Below are 14,396 nucleotides of genomic sequence, written 5' to 3'. Positions count from 1 at the left end.
GCTCAAACCTCCTTGTAGGACGACATGCCGAGATACTTTTCCGCGACCGGCCAATTGGCCACACGGGAAGCCTCCTGCATGCATTCGATGAGGGCTGCTCCGCTCGTCGGTTGGCGGTGTGCCTTCATGTCGCCGTCGCGGTAGGCGTTGATGAAACGGAACTCCAGCGGGTCCATGCCGATGAGGCGCGCCAGCTTGTCCATCTGCACTTCCAGCGCGAAATCGGCGATGGTGACGCCAAAGCCGCGCATGGCCGAGGACGGGGTGCGGTTGGTGTAGACGCACCATGTGTCGACCCAGACGTTCGGGATCGTATACGGGCCGGGATAGTGCGCCGCGCCCTTCTGGGCGCCGTAGGGCGAGTGGCGCGAATAGGCGCCGGCGTCGGTATAGCCCCAGACCTGCCGCGCGACGATGCGGCCGTCCTTCATGACGCCGTCCTTGAGCACAATCTTTTCGGCGGCGCGCGGTGAGGAAACCTGCATCTCCTCGTAGCGGCTGTAGATGAAGGAAACCGGCCGTCCCGTCAGCTTGGCGGCGAGGATCGCAATGGGCTCGACGGTAACATCGACCTTGCCGCCAAAGCCGCCGCCGACTGTGCCGCCGACCATGTGAAGCTTGTGGCCCGGCATCTGCAGGATGATCGACGTGTTGTCGAGCGTGAAGAACATCGCCTGGGTGTTGGTGTAGCAGGTGAAGCGGTCGTTGCCGTCGGGCGTCACGATACAGCCGGTCGTCTCCATCGGCGCCTGTTCGATGGGCGATGAATAGTAGGTCTGTTCGAGGATGTGGTCGGCCTCGGCAAAGCCTTTGTCGACGTCGCCGTAACGCACCTTCCGCGACTGGCCGCTGTCGTACATGTAGTAGTTTTGGCCATGGTGCTCGTTGACGATGGGCGCACCCGGAGCAAGTGCTGCGTCGATGTCCAGGACATCAGGCAGCACTTCGTATTCAACCTTCACCTTGGCGGCGGCTTCATTGGCCGCGCGCTCGCTGTCGGCCAGCACGGCGACGACGGCCTCGCCCCTCCACCGCACCTTGTCCTCGGCCAGCACATGCTCGTCCTCCGGCCCTACCTGGATCAGGATCAGGATGGTGTAGAGGTTATGCGGAATGTCCTTGTGCGTGAGGATGCGATGGACGCCGGGATGCTTCTCCGCTTCCGAGAGATCGACGTTCTTGATGCGCGCGTGATGATGGGGGCTGCGCACCATCCGGAGATAGAGCATGCCGGGAAAGGTGCGGTCGGCGAAGTAGGTTGTCTTGCCGGTAACGTGGCCCGGCACGTCGGAGCGCGGCAGCCCCTGCCCGATCTCGTTGAGATCGTCGGTGCGCTGGTCGGCGAAATAGCTTTTCGCGAGTTTCATCTGGACCTCACGCCGCGTTCTGCGAATTGGAGCGGGCCGCCGTCAGCACGGCGCGGATGATCGGCTCGTAGCCGGTGCAGCGGCAGACATTTCCGGACAGCGCCTCGACGACATCTTCGCGAGAGGGGTTCGGGTTGCGGTCGAGCAGCACCTTTGCAGCCATGATCATGCCCGGCGTGCAGAAACCGCACTGCGCCGCGAATTCGTCCATGAAGGCGCGTTGCACCGGATGCAGGACGCCGTCCGTCGCCAGGCCGCCCGTAGTCCGGATTTCAGCCCCGCTGCAGGTTTCGGCGAGCGTCAGGCAGGAAAGCCTCAACTCGCCGTCTATGATGACCGAGCAGGAACCGCAGGTGCCCTGCTGGCAGCCGCCCTTCGCCGATGTGTCGCCCACCTTGTCGCGCAACACCTTCAGCAAGGTCGAGCCACCGTCGACAAACTCGGCCTTTTCTTCACCGTTCAGCGTGAACTGGACCGGAACCTTCGCCATCTTTCCTCCCTGTGGCGTGCTGTCCGCATTCTTCCGCGCCTGCTACTCCAGCAACAGGCGGCGGAAGTGCACGGGAAGCACCTCCCCTCGGTACCATGCGCTTGCGATCGCGTCGGTCATCGGGCGGGTGCCCTCGCCGATAGCGGCCACCGCCGGCGCAACGCCCTCCTCCGTCAGCGCTGCACCGGCGAGCGCTTTCTCGGCAGCACTGGCGCGGATCGGACGATCCGCCATGCAGCCGAGCGCGATCCTTGCTTCCTTGACCTTTCCCGCGCCAGCTTCGATCAGCGCGGCTATGCTGAGGACCGACACCCCCTTCGGCTTGACGCGCGATACCTTCACGAAGCGGAAGCGGTCAGCCGACGGTATGTCGAAGCTGATTGCGGAGACGACCTTGCCGTCGCGATTGGCCAGGAATTGCTCGATGCCCAGATGGCCTTCCGTCGTATGGACCGTCGCATTCAGAGCCAGTAGGGCGACCGCGAAATCGCCATACGGGGACGCAGCGAAAAGATTGCCGCCAACGGTCGCCATGTTGCGGATCGCAGGACCACCGACTGACCTCGCGGCCTTGGCGATCGAAAACAGGCCGGGATGTCGCGCGACTGCCGACATGGTGACGGACGCGCCGAGCGTTGCACGGCCATCGTCGATCGATATCGAGGACAGCACCGGATCGGTCGAGCGGACCAGCATGGAGATCGAAACGTCGCCTTCATTGGCCGCGCGGACAACCAACGTCCCGCCCCCAAGATAGCGCGTGCCGGCCTCCTTCAGAGCGGTGCCGGCTTCGGAGATCGTCGAGCAAGTTTTCAGGGCAAGCGGCATTTCGCCCTCCGGACTATTTTCCCGAGAAGAAGTCTTTCAGCGCATTGAAGCCACCCTGGAAGACGTTGTCGCCCATGCCCTTGGCAAGTTCGTCCGCCTTTTCGGCTGGTGCGTCGAATTCGGAACTCCACACAGCATAAGTCCGGTCGCCGTCGGTGATGCGCTCCAGCTTGAGCGTTGCGGTGTGGTTGGTGATCGGCGCAGGATGCTCAATGATCGAGTAGGTCGTGAGGTAGTCACCATCCGAGAAGGCGAGGAGCTTTTCGCGCACCGTGGCGCCCGAAGCGACCTTGAACTTGCGTACGGCGCCGATGTCGGTCGCCTTCTTGCCGTCCTCGATCTCGCTCTCGATCATGCGCGGATGCCAGCTCGGCAATCCGTTGAAATCGCGAATGCGCGCCCACACCTTCTCGATCGGCGCCTCGATGACGCTCGAAATCCTGACTTTGGCCACGCAATCCTCCCTCGATGTACATGGAGAGGATAGCGCCTCGCCGAAAGTGGCGCTTATCAATCAGTCGGGAACGCTTATCGATCCGTCTGAAAAAAAGGGGCGGCGGACTACGCGGCGCTCCTGGCCGCCTCGCGATACATCATTGGCGGCACGCCAGCATGGTCGCGGAAGAAGCGCGTGAAATTCCCCTGCGTGGTGAAGCCGAGATTCCACGCGACCGATGTCAACGGCTCGCATGACCACTGCAACTGCCTCAGCGCCTCCTGCATACGCAGCGTGTTCCAATAGACATTCGGCGTCAGGCGCGTCTGCTCCTTGAAGAGAGCGAAGAAATGCGGGCGCGACAGCCCGACCGCCTTCGCCACCTCGTCGAAACAGATACGCTCGCAGACATTCGCCTTCATCAGGTCGATCGCCTTGCGGACACGGAAGTCCAGTTCATCGCCGCGCAGCATGCCCGCATACCGAGGACGGACCGAATCAGCCGCGTCGGCAAGGCTGTCGATCAGCCGCTCGATCTCGTAAAGCGCGAGTTCGTCCACCTCGCCTGCGTCGAGTTCCTCGTAGAGCATAACGGCGGCGCGGTGCAGCCAGGTGTCGATCGGAATCGTGGCAGAGGCGAAGATCGGTTGCCCGCGCACGACGCCGCGCCGGCGATAGAACCATTCGGGGTCAATGTAGAAGGCGAGGAACCTGCCTGCCCTTCCATCGGCCGAGAGCGCGTGACTGTGCGGCTGAAACGAATTTATGCCAGCAGCGACCTCCGCGCCAAGCTGTACCTTTTCGTGCCCGATCGTCATCTCGCCCGCAGCGCCGTCGAGCCAAAGAATGATGTGCGCCTCGGCATGGGCATGGGTGACGAAATCGCTGGCGACGTTGAGCACTGAAACGTGCCCAAACGCACCGCGGAAAAGGCGGATCGAGGTGGCCATCTGCTTCCTCCCGAGGCTGCGTTGCTTGTTCTGTCGTGGCCCCGCCAACGAAAATTGTGATGCGCGGATCGCCGGTCGTCAATACGGCCGTGCCCTGATTCAGCCGAGCAGCGATTGTGCATCGCAACACATTTTCCCCCTTGCGTGTTTAGTAAATTCTGTTTCAACTAAACAAATTACTCAACATCGGAATGGCCGAACGGCCCCGTTGTCGAGACCCCGGGAGGAGAACCGGGGACGTTTTTCGAGGCCGTCATCCGGGCGGGCTCGCTAATGGGAGGAAGGCATGAAATCGACATTGAAGGTGTCGCTCGGCCTGGCAGCGGGGCTTGCCGCCTCGACCGCCATGACGGGCGCTTCGCAGGCCGAAGACCTGACGCTCTGCTGGGCGGCATGGGATCCGGCAAACGCGCTGGTGGAACTGTCCAAGGACTTTACGGCGCAGACGGGCATCGGCATGAAGTTCGAGTTCGTCCCGTGGACGAACTATGCGGACCGGTTCCTCAACGAGCTCAATTCCAAGGGCAAGCTCTGCGACCTGATCATCGGCGACAGCCAGTGGATTGGCGGTTCTGCCGAGAACGGCCACTACGTCAAGCTCAACGATTTCTTCGACAAGGAAGGAATCAAGATGAGTGACTTCGTCGACGCGACGGTGGTCGGCTATTCGCAGTGGCCGAAGAATACGCCGAACTACTGGTCGCTGCCGGCCTTTGGCGATGTGGTCGGCTGGACCTATCGCAAGGACTGGTTCTCCAGGCCCGAGTTGCAGCAGGAATTCAAGGCCAAGTACGGCTGGGATCTCGACGCTCCGAAGACCTTCGCGCAGTTGAAGGAAGTCGCGGAATTCTTCCAGAATCGCGAGATCGACGGCAAGAAGGTGTATGGCGCGTCGATCTATACAGAGCGCGGCTCCGAGGGCGTCACGATGGGCGTCATGGACGTGCTCTATTCCTTCGGCTTCAAGTATGACAATCCCGACAAGCCTTATGAGATGGAAGGCTTCGTCAACTCCGACAAGTCGGTTGCCGGACTTGAGTTCTACAAGTCGCTCTACGACTGCTGCACGCCGCCCGGCGCCTCTAACAGCTACATGGGCGAAGGCATTGATGCCTTCAAATCCGGACAGGTGGCGATGCACATGAATTTCGCCTTCACCTGGCCGGGCCTGCACAAGGACGAAGCGGTCGGCGGCGACGTTGTCGGCTTCTTCCCCAACCCGGCAGGCCCCGAAGGCGAGCAGTTCGCCCAGCTTGGCGGACAGGGCATCTCGGTGGTGTCCTATTCCGACAAGCAGGACGCCGCGCTTCAATACATCAAGTGGTTCGCCAATCCCGACGTGCAGAAGAAGTGGTGGTCGCTCGGCGGCTTCTCGTGCCTGAAGGCGGTGGTCGAAGATCCGACCTTCCCGGAAAGCCAGCCCTACGCGAAGACCTTCCTCGACTCGATGGCCATCGTGAAGGATTTCTGGGCAGAGCCGAGCTATGCCTCGCTCCTGCAGGCATCGCAGAAGCGCTTCCATGACTATGTGGTCGCCGGTCAGGGCACCGCCAAGGAAGCCCTCGACGGACTGGTCAAGGACTGGAACGAAGTCTTCGAGGACGACGGGAAAATCTGATCTCCCTCCCAAGGCCGCCCCGCACCGGCTAGACTGGTGCGGGGCGGAGACCAGACCAGATGCAAGACATGCCCAGCGGAAAACCTGTCGTGACCGAGACCACCTCGACGATACTCGATCGGGCGGCAGAAGCCGCGGTGCGCGCCACGCCCGACACGCTCGCCAAGAAGGTGCGCGGCCTTTCCGACCGCATGGTCGCTTGGATTTTCATCGCACCGACGATCGTCCTGCTGCTCGCCATCAACATCTTTCCGCTGATCTGGGCGATCCAGCTTTCCTTCACGAACTACCGCGCCAACCGGCCAAACGAAGAAATCAAGAACGTCGGCCTGCAGAACTACTCGCGCATCCTGAACGATGCCGACACGTGGATGGCCATGCAGGCGACCGCGCATTTCGTCTTCTGGACGATCGTGCTGCAGACCCTGATCGGTTTCTCGCTGGCCTATCTCATCGACCGCAAGTTTCGTGGCCATGCCTTCTGGACGACCATTATCCTGGTGCCGATGATGCTGTCGCCGGCCGTGGTCGGCAATTTCTGGCGCTTCCTCTATGAGCCGCAGATCGGCCTGTTTACTTACATCGTGTCATTCTTCACGGGCATTCCCACCACGGACATCCTGATGCTGTCGTCGGTGAAGCTCGCGCCCTGGGCGATCATCATCGTCGATACCTGGATGTGGACGCCTTACGTGATGCTGATCTGCCTCGCAGGGCTGCGCTCGATCCCGGACTACATCTATGAGGCCGCCGAGGTCGATCGCGCCTCCAACTGGCGGCAGTTCTGGTCGATCACGTTGCCGATGGCGCTGCCCTTCATCATGCTGGCGGTGCTGTTCCGCGGCATCGAGAACTTCAAGATGTTCGACATGGTGAACCTGCTCACCGGCGGCGGACCCGGCTCGACCACGGAGGTCGCATCAATCACGCTCAAGCGCGAGGCGTTCGAGAAATGGCGAACCGGCTTCTCGTCGGCCTTCGCCATCATTCTTTTCGTCGCGGTCTTCGGACTGGCCAACATCTACGTGAAGGTCCTGAACAGGGTGAAAAGCCGATGAGCGCCGCCGCCCACTCGGTTGTCGAGCCAAGCAGCACGTCCAAGCGGATCGCGGGGACGGTGATCATCCTCTATGCGCTGATCTCCATGATCCCGCTGTTCTGGATCGTCGCGACAAGCTTCAAGACGCCACCGGATTCGATCGCGTATCCGCCGAAAATCCTGTTCACGCCGTCGATCGAGGGTTACTGCAATCTCTTCACCACACGCACCCGGCAGACGCCGGAATACATCAACGCGCTGCCGCCGGCAGAGAGTTTCTGTGACGAGACCGTGCGCAAGCGCAACATGGTGATTGCAGGTCCGTCGAACTTCCTGCCGCGCTTCCTCAACTCGGTCATCATCGCCTTCGGCTCGACCTTCTGCGCCGTCTTCCTCGGCACGCTCGCAGCCTACGGGTTCTCGCGCTTTCGCGTGCCGCTTGCCGACGACCTGCTGTTCTTCATCCTGTCGACGCGCTTCATGCCGCCGATCGCGGTGGCGATCCCGATCTACCTGATGTACCGCGAGATCGGCCTCTCGGACACGGCGCTCGGCATGATCCTGCTCTACACGGCGGTCAACGTTTCGCTGGCGGTCTGGCTGCTGAAGGGCTTCATCGACGAGATACCGCGCGAATATGAAGAAGCCGCCATGATCGACGGCTACACGCGGCTGCAGGCGTTCCGCAAGGTCGTGCTGCCGCAGGCGACGACCGGCATCGCGGCGACAGCGATCTTCTGCCTGATCTTCGCATGGAACGAATATGCTTTCGCCTCGCTGCTGACATCCGGCACGGCACAGACGGCGCCGCCCTTCATCCCGACCATCATCGGCGAAGGCGGCCAGGACTGGCCGGCGGTGGCGGCGGGCACCACGGTGTTCCTCGTGCCGATCCTCGTCTTCACCATCCTGCTCAGGAAACAGCTCCTGCGCGGCATCACGTTCGGAGCGGTGCGGAAATGAGCACGGCCACAACGAGGAAAAAGCATTCGAACTGGCCCGTCTGGCTGCGGCGAGGCCCGCTCGAGAACATCGCGACCGCGATCATCGGCATCGGCTTCCTGATGCTGTTCCAGTCCTTCGCGCTGTCGCTCTACACCTGGTCGTTCGTCACGATGCTGTTCGGCACCGCGATGTTCATCATAGTCTCGAAGTTCCCGGAGTAGGCGATGTCGGAAATCCGCGTCCAGAACCTGCGCAAGGAATTCGGATCGTTCGTCGCGGTCCAGAACTCGAACTTCGTCGTCAATGACGGCGAGTTCTTCGTCATGCTGGGGCCATCCGGCTGCGGCAAGACGACGACTCTGCGGATGATCGCCGGCCTGGAACTGCCAACCGGCGGAAAAATCCTGCTCGGAGGCGAAGAGGTGACCATGCTGCGCGCGCGGGAGCGCGACATTGCGTTCGTCTTCCAGCTCTTCGCGCTCTACCCGCACATGAACGTGCGCAAGAACATGGGCTTCCCGCTGCTGGCGCAAGGCATGCCGAAGGCGGAGATCAGGCAGCGCGTCGAAGAGACCGCGCGACTGCTTCGTATCGATCACCTGCTCGACCGTCCGGTGTCGGGACTGGCCGGCGGCGACCGCCAGCGGGTGGCGCTCGGACGCGCCATCGTGCGTCGACCCAAATGCTTCTTGATGGACGAACCGCTCGGCACGCTCGACGCGGAGTTCCGCGACCTGATGGTGCATGAGCTGCGCGAGCTTCATAATCGCATTCACTCGACAACGGTGTACGTGACGCACGACCAGCACGAGGCGATGGCAATGGCCGACAAGATCGCCGTGATGAACCACGGCGTCATCGAGCAGTTCGGCAGGCCCCAGGAAATCTACGACCATCCTGCCACCATGTTCGTCGCCGACTTCATCGGGTCGCCGCCGATGAACTTCCTGAAATTTGGCGGTGGATTGCAGAAGGGCTCGAAACAGATCGTCGTTCAGGGCGCCGATGTCGCGGTGCCCGAAATCCGTGAGGATTTTGCACCGGCCGACTTCACGCTGGGCGTCCGCCCCGAGCACATCCGCTTCGACGACGGCTCCAAGCTGCGCGGCTCAATCTACGGAACCGAATATCTCGGTACGACGCAGATCGTGGCGGTCGAGACCGCGGACGGCATGCTCAAGGCGCGTGTTCCGGCCAACGTCCCCTTGCGGACCGGCGATCAGGTTGGGCTGACCTTCAATGCCCAGCGTCTGTCGCTATTCGACAAGGCGTCCGGCCGCGCCGTGATGACCAGCGCACGGGAGGCCGCCAATGGCTGACGTATCGCTCCGAAACGTGTCGAAGGCCTATGGCGACACGCAGGCGATAGATGACCTGACCGTGACGATCAAGGACGGGGAGTTCGTCGTCCTGCTTGGCCCTACCGGCGCAGGCAAGACAACAACGCTGCGCCTGATCGCGGGGCTCGAACGCCCCGATAACGGATCCATCCTGATCGGCGGTCGCGATGTCACCAAGCTGGAACCTGCGATGCGCGACGTCGCCTTCGTGTTCCAGCAATATTCGCTGTACCCGCACCTGACTGTGTACGAGAACCTCGCCTTCCCACTCAGGTCGCCCTCGCGCAACTTCACGGAAGACCAGATCAAGGCGCGTGTCGCCGAAATCGCCAAGCTGGTGCGCATCGACCACAAGCTTGAGAACAAGTCGACGAAGCTGTCGGGCGGCGAGATGCAGCGCGTCGCCATCGGCCGCGCGCTCGTGCGCAAGCCGTCGATCTATTTGATGGACGAGCCGCTGTCTTCGCTCGACGCCAAGCTGCGCGGCGACCTGCGCCTTGAGCTGAAGCGCATCCAGTCGGAGCTGTTCTCGACCTTGCTCTACGTCACGCACGACCAGATCGAGGCGATGACCATGGCCGACCGGATCGGGATCCTGGCCGAAGGGAAACTGGTGCAGATCGGGACGCCGCGCGAAATCTACACGCAGCCGGCAAACCTGCATGTCGCCGCCCGTCTCGGCCAGCCAGCGATCAACCTCCTGCCCGCAGGTCTTCTACCGGACAACACGGCGCCGGCAGGAACAAAGACGATCGGCGCGCGAACCGAACACCTGACGATCGAAAAGGCGACGAACGGGCACGCGGACGGAACGGTTGACTGGGTCGAGCATCTGGGCGACCAGAACCATCTGCATGTGACGGTGAAGGACCGCAAGCTTGTCACGCTTGCCGAGCCGGACACGGTCTTCGCCAAGGGAGACAATGTGACGATCCGCTTCAACGAGCCCCTTTATTTCGACGGCGCCGGCAACAGGATCGCAGGGTGATGGTCACAACAACAGACAGAATCGACATTGCTGCATTGGCGATAGCGGTCGCAGATACGATCTCGGCTCACGCCGAAGAACTAACCGCGCTCGACCAGGCCATCGGCGATGGCGATCACGGCCTCAACATGAAACGCGGTTTCGAGGCGGTTCGTGCCGAGCTTCCCGCACTGGCCGGCAAACCCCTGCCCGATACGCTGAAGGCAGTCGGGACGAAGCTGGTGATGACCGTCGGCGGCGCATCGGGGCCGTTGTTCGGGACGCTTTTCATGACGCTTGGGAAAGAATTGCCAGCCGATCCGGACAGAGCGGATTTCGTGGCGGCGCTGGGCAAAGCCGTCGATGCCGTCGCCGCGCGAGGCAAATCGCAAGCTGGACAGAAAACGATGCTCGACGTTCTCTATCCGGTGCAACAGGCACTGGCGGGCGGCAGGTCGGCGCGGGAAATAGCCGACGTCGCCGACGCAGCAGCCGAAGCGACAAGGCCGATCAAGGCGATGCGTGGCCGGGCATCCTTTCTTGGAGACCGGTCCATTGGCCACGTCGACGCAGGAGCCCGTTCGACGGCGCTGATCGTGCGGGCGATCGCCGAAACGCTGGAGCGCGGCGCATGAAGAATGTCGGCATCGTCATCGTCTCGCACTCGTCCAAGGTCGCCGAGGGCACCGCCGACATGGTGCGCCAGATGGTGGGGGAGGAAGTGCCGCTCGCCTGGTGCGGCGGCAATGCCGATGGCGGGCTCGGCACGCAGGTCGGCGACATCATGGAAGCGATCGACCGCGCATGGTCTGACGCGGGCGTCGCCATCCTGGTTGACCTCGGCGGTGCCGAGACCAACAGCGAAATGGCGGTCGAGATGATCGGCGAACCGAGAAGTTCCCGGATCGTGATCTGCAATGCGCCGATCGTGGAGGGCGCCGTCATGGCGGCGACCGAAGCCTCGGGTGGCGCGTCGCTGAAGGAAGTCGTAGCGACCGCGCACGAACTCGCGCCGGCCTGAGGATCGATCATGTCGGCGACAGCATCAGCGAAGGTCGAGATTACCCACGCGGTCGGGCTACATGCGCGCCCGTCCGTCAAGTTCACGAAGCTGGCCAAAACATTTCCTGCGACGATCGAGATGGCGCTGGCGGAAGACGGTCCGTGGATCGACGCCAAGTCGATCGTGAAAGTCATGGCCGCCAAGGCGCCGAAGGGGACCGTGCTTCATCTGCGCGCCAGCGGCGAGGGCGCGTCCGACGCCGTTGATGCGCTAGTCGCGCTGGTGACGCGCGACTTTGACGAGGCCGCCGAGGGCGATGTTCATGCACGGACGGCCTGACAGGATTTCGTCGGCAGAGTCGGAGCTGCGCTTCACGGGAATTTCGGCGTCGGCAGGGTATGCCCATGGGCCGCTTTTCAGATTTGAAGCACCGTCGGCGAAATATGTGACGAGCGCATCGCCTGCCATCGAAACAGAGACGCTCAAGGCCGCCATCGCGAAGGCTACCGAACGGCTAGCCGAACTAGTCGCATCCGCCGCCGGCGAGGCTGCGGACATGCTGGAATTCCAGCTTGCCATGCTTGCCGATGACTCGCTTTCCAACCCGGCTCTTGCAGCGATAGAGCAAGGTGCAGCGGCGGACGAGGCATGGAGTGACGCGCTGGCCAATGAGATTGCAGGCTATGAGGCTTCTGAGGACGATTATTTCCGTGCCCGGGCCGCAGACCTCAAGGATATCCGCCAGCAGGTGCTCGACGCGCTGACTTCAAGCGACAGTGTGTCTGCTCCGCCCGGCGCGATCCTGACTGGCAGCGATATCGCACCGACGCGATTTCTTGCCACTGACTGGACGCAAGGGGGCGGCATCGCGCTCAGCGCCGGCAGTTCGGCAAGCCATGTGGCGATGCTGGCGCGCTCGCGCGGCGTGCCCATGGTTGTCGGGCTTGGTCCGCTTCCGGATCAAGACGGCATTGCGCTGCTGGATGCAGAACACGGAACGTTGCTGCTCGGAGCCGCCGGCGACAGCGTCGAACTGTTTCAATCATCAGCGGAGGCCTTTATCGGCCGGCGGCGAAAGGCGCAGGACTATCTCAGGAAACCCGCCGTCACCGCGAGTGGTACGCCGGTGCGCGTGCAGGTGAACATCGCCGATCCCGCCGATGTCGACAGCATCGACATCGCGACGTGCGACGGCGTCGGCTTGATGAGGACCGAGTTCCTGTTCGGCAAGCCGGGCGGCCTGCCCGACGAGGACACGCAGTACAGGGCCTATCGCAAGGTGCTCGAATGGGCGGATGGAAAACCTGTGACGATCCGCACCGTCGACGCCGGCGGCGACAAGCCGGTTCCGGGGTTCACGGTCGACGAAGGAAACCCGTTTCTCGGCCTGCGCGGCATCCGTCTTTCGCTGGCTCGCCCGGACATCTTTCGCATCCAGATTCGTGCATTGCTCAGGGCCGCGGCCCGCGGCAATCTGAAGGTGATGTTCCCGATGATCGCCGTGCCGGAAGAATATGAGCGCGCCACAGCGCTGTTTGCGGAAGAGGCTCGTGCGTTGACCGCCGCAGGCATTGCCCACAAGCAGCCGCCGCTTGGCATCATGGTGGAGGTTCCATCTGCTGCGATCGCGCCCGAACTCTTCGCCAAAGCGGCTTTTTTTTCGATCGGCTCGAACGACCTGACGCAGTATGTGATGGCGGCGGCGCGGGACAATGCAGCCGTCGCCGCCCTCAACTCCGTCACAAACCCGGCGGTGCTACGGCTGATCGAGGCGGTCGCGACTTTCGGGCGCGAGCATTCCATTCCCGTCAGCCTGTGCGGCGACGCAGGCGGCAATCCGGCTTCCATCCCATATCTTTTGAAGGCAGGTCTTCGCGACCTCTCCGTCGTGCCCGCGCAACTCGCATTAGCAAAGGCAGCCATCGCGGAAGCCGAGGCATAGATGGCCAGGCAACCCAAGCAGACCCCTGCCCCGCCTGATGTCGAGACCGCGATCCAGGGCTACAAGGACATGCTGTCCACGGTGATCGAACAGCGTCCGTCCGGAACCCGTCAGCGACTTGCGGATGCGCTTGGCAAGCACCGCAGCTTTGTCACGCAGATCACCAGCCCAACCTACTCGACGCCGATCCCGGCCAAGCACCTGCCGGCGATCTTTTCCGTCTGCCACTTCAGTCCCCAGGAGCGTGATGCGTTTCTGGCGGCCTACCGTGTGGCTCATCCGGGCAAAGCGACGGCTAACGGCGAGTTGCGGCGTACGCGCCACGTATCGCTTGTCGTCCCGGACCTCGGCGACCCCAAGCAGAACGCGGCGCTCGATCGCGCCATCAACGATTTCATCCAAAGAATAACGAGCATAACCGGCAAAGGCGGATAGCATGCCCGACCGGCTGAGGGGCCGGACGCGGCCAGCGGGAGGAGAAGCATGAAGAAGTTCATCAACGCGGTCGATGACGTCCTGACCGAAAGCCTGGACGGATTCGCGGCCGCCCATTCCGACATCGTGATGCTCGGTGGCGGCCACAAATTCATCCGGCGCAAGGTGCTGAAGCCCGGCAAGGTGGCGCTGATCTCCGGCGGTGGGTCCGGGCATGAGCCTCTGCATGGTGGGCTGGTCGGGTACGGCATGCTTGACGCCGCCTGCCCCGGACAGGTCTTCACCTCGCCGACGCCGGACCAGATGCTGGAGGCGGCTGCCGAAGTGGATACGGGCGCCGGATGCCTCTTCATCGTCAAGAACTACGAAGGCGATGTCATGAACTTCGACATGGCGGCTGAAATGTCCGACGGCGTGCTGCAGGTCGTCACGAATGACGACGTTGCGGTGGAAGACTCGCTCTTCACGACCGGCCGGCGCGGCGTGGCGGGGACGCTTGTCGTTGAAAAGATCGTCGGGGCCGCCGCCGAGGAAGGTCGCAAGCTCGAAGATCTAAAGACGCTCGGCGACCGCGTGAACCGTTCAACGCGCTCGATGGGCGTGGCGCTGACCTCCTGCACTGTGCCGGCGGCAGGAAAGCCGACTTTCGACATCGGCGACAATGAAATGGAATTCGGCGTCGGCATTCATGGCGAGCCGGGCCGCAGGCGCGACACGCTCAAGAGCGCGGACGCCATCGCGGAGGAAATCTGCGCGGCAATAGTCGGCGATCTCGGCAGTGCCAGAGGCAATGCGCTGCTCTTCGTCAATGGTTTCGGCGGAACGCCGTCGATGGAACTCTATTTGATGTACAACAGCGCCCGCAGGCTTCTGGAGAAGCACGGCGTATCGATTGCGCGCTCGCTTGTTGGCTCCTACGTGACCTCGCTCGACATGGCAGGCTGCTCTATCACACTGACCATGCTGGACGACGAAACTTTGCGGCTGTGGGATGCGCCGGTGCATACGGCGGCGCTTCGCTGGGGCATGTAAAAAA

General features: G+C 62.6%; 17 protein-coding genes. 12 read left to right on the top strand and 5 right to left on the bottom strand.

Annotated elements, in window-relative coordinates:
• Window positions 1-2: 2 nt before the first annotated feature.
• From ABMA32_RS06445 to ABMA32_RS06425, 5 genes are all read right to left on the bottom strand, one after another.
• Window positions 3-1,367: a xanthine dehydrogenase family protein molybdopterin-binding subunit gene (locus tag ABMA32_RS06445; protein WP_349012882.1), complete on the bottom strand. Its 1,365-nt coding sequence runs from the start codon at window positions 1,365-1,367 to the stop codon at window positions 3-5.
• 7 nt (window positions 1,368-1,374) lie between these two features.
• A complete protein-coding gene (locus ABMA32_RS06440; protein ID WP_349012881.1) occupies window positions 1,375-1,857 on the bottom strand; it encodes a (2Fe-2S)-binding protein in 483 nt (160 codons plus the stop codon).
• A 42-nt stretch (window positions 1,858-1,899) separates the two neighbouring features.
• Window positions 1,900-2,685, bottom strand: a complete 786-nt coding sequence (locus ABMA32_RS06435) for an FAD binding domain-containing protein (RefSeq protein ID WP_349012880.1) — start codon at window positions 2,683-2,685, stop codon at window positions 1,900-1,902.
• A gap of 13 nt (window positions 2,686-2,698) precedes the next feature.
• Window positions 2,699-3,139 carry an SRPBCC family protein gene (locus tag ABMA32_RS06430; RefSeq protein WP_349012879.1) on the bottom strand — a complete coding sequence of 147 codons (441 nt, stop codon included), beginning with the start codon at window positions 3,137-3,139 and terminating at the stop codon, window positions 2,699-2,701.
• Between the two features lie 107 nt (window positions 3,140-3,246).
• Window positions 3,247-4,071 (bottom strand): helix-turn-helix domain-containing protein, encoded by an 825-nt coding sequence (locus tag ABMA32_RS06425; RefSeq protein ID WP_349012878.1) that lies wholly within the window; start codon window positions 4,069-4,071, stop codon window positions 3,247-3,249.
• A 286-nt stretch (window positions 4,072-4,357) separates the two neighbouring features.
• Here ABMA32_RS06425 and ABMA32_RS06420 point away from each other — a divergent pair, with 286 nt between their 5' ends.
• The 12 genes from ABMA32_RS06420 (at window position 4,358) to dhaK (ending at window position 14,392) form a co-directional block, all read left to right on the top strand.
• The gene (locus tag ABMA32_RS06420) at window positions 4,358-5,689 is read left to right on the top strand and encodes an ABC transporter substrate-binding protein (RefSeq protein ID WP_349012877.1); all 1,332 of its coding nucleotides are present in this window, start codon (window positions 4,358-4,360) and stop codon (window positions 5,687-5,689) included.
• 68 nt (window positions 5,690-5,757) lie between these two features.
• Window positions 5,758-6,747, top strand: a complete 990-nt coding sequence (locus ABMA32_RS06415; protein WP_425475498.1) for a carbohydrate ABC transporter permease — start codon at window positions 5,758-5,760, stop codon at window positions 6,745-6,747.
• A complete protein-coding gene (locus tag ABMA32_RS06410; protein WP_349012876.1) occupies window positions 6,744-7,691 on the top strand; it encodes a carbohydrate ABC transporter permease in 948 nt (315 codons plus the stop codon). The genes ABMA32_RS06415 and ABMA32_RS06410 overlap by 4 nt, the downstream gene beginning before the upstream one ends.
• A complete protein-coding gene (locus ABMA32_RS06405; RefSeq protein ID WP_349012875.1) occupies window positions 7,688-7,894 on the top strand; it encodes a hypothetical protein in 207 nt (68 codons plus the stop codon). The genes ABMA32_RS06410 and ABMA32_RS06405 overlap by 4 nt, the downstream gene beginning before the upstream one ends.
• 3 nt (window positions 7,895-7,897) lie before the next feature.
• Window positions 7,898-8,992, top strand: coding sequence for an ABC transporter ATP-binding protein (locus ABMA32_RS06400; protein ID WP_349012874.1), 1,095 nt, complete (start codon window positions 7,898-7,900; stop codon window positions 8,990-8,992).
• Window positions 8,985-10,001 (top strand): ABC transporter ATP-binding protein, encoded by a 1,017-nt coding sequence (locus ABMA32_RS06395; RefSeq protein ID WP_349012873.1) that lies wholly within the window; start codon window positions 8,985-8,987, stop codon window positions 9,999-10,001. Before ABMA32_RS06400 ends, ABMA32_RS06395 begins: the two co-directional genes overlap by 8 nt.
• The gene (dhaL, locus tag ABMA32_RS06390; protein ID WP_349012872.1) at window positions 10,001-10,615 is read left to right on the top strand and encodes a dihydroxyacetone kinase subunit DhaL; all 615 of its coding nucleotides are present in this window, start codon (window positions 10,001-10,003) and stop codon (window positions 10,613-10,615) included. Before ABMA32_RS06395 ends, dhaL begins: the two co-directional genes overlap by 1 nt.
• Window positions 10,612-11,001 (top strand): dihydroxyacetone kinase phosphoryl donor subunit DhaM, encoded by a 390-nt coding sequence (gene dhaM, locus ABMA32_RS06385; RefSeq protein ID WP_349012871.1) that lies wholly within the window; start codon window positions 10,612-10,614, stop codon window positions 10,999-11,001. The genes dhaL and dhaM overlap by 4 nt, the downstream gene beginning before the upstream one ends.
• Window positions 11,002-11,010: 9 nt before the next feature.
• Window positions 11,011-11,322, top strand: a complete 312-nt coding sequence (locus tag ABMA32_RS06380) for an HPr family phosphocarrier protein (RefSeq protein ID WP_349012870.1) — start codon at window positions 11,011-11,013, stop codon at window positions 11,320-11,322.
• Window positions 11,306-12,925 carry a phosphoenolpyruvate--protein phosphotransferase gene (gene ptsP / locus ABMA32_RS06375; protein ID WP_349012869.1) on the top strand — a complete coding sequence of 540 codons (1,620 nt, stop codon included), beginning with the start codon at window positions 11,306-11,308 and terminating at the stop codon, window positions 12,923-12,925. Before ABMA32_RS06380 ends, ptsP begins: the two co-directional genes overlap by 17 nt.
• A complete protein-coding gene (locus tag ABMA32_RS06370) occupies window positions 12,926-13,360 on the top strand; it encodes a hypothetical protein (protein WP_349012868.1) in 435 nt (144 codons plus the stop codon).
• A 48-nt stretch (window positions 13,361-13,408) separates the two neighbouring features.
• Window positions 13,409-14,392, top strand: coding sequence for a dihydroxyacetone kinase subunit DhaK (dhaK, locus tag ABMA32_RS06365; protein WP_349012867.1), 984 nt, complete (start codon window positions 13,409-13,411; stop codon window positions 14,390-14,392).
• Window positions 14,393-14,396 lie beyond the last annotated feature (4 nt).

This window comes from Mesorhizobium quangtriensis (genome assembly GCF_040081925.1).
Taxonomy (GTDB): Bacteria; Pseudomonadota; Alphaproteobacteria; order Rhizobiales; family Rhizobiaceae; genus Mesorhizobium_K; species Mesorhizobium_K quangtriensis.
The sequence above is the reverse complement of the archived record's forward strand: the minus strand, read 5'-3'. Positions and strand labels throughout refer to the sequence as shown.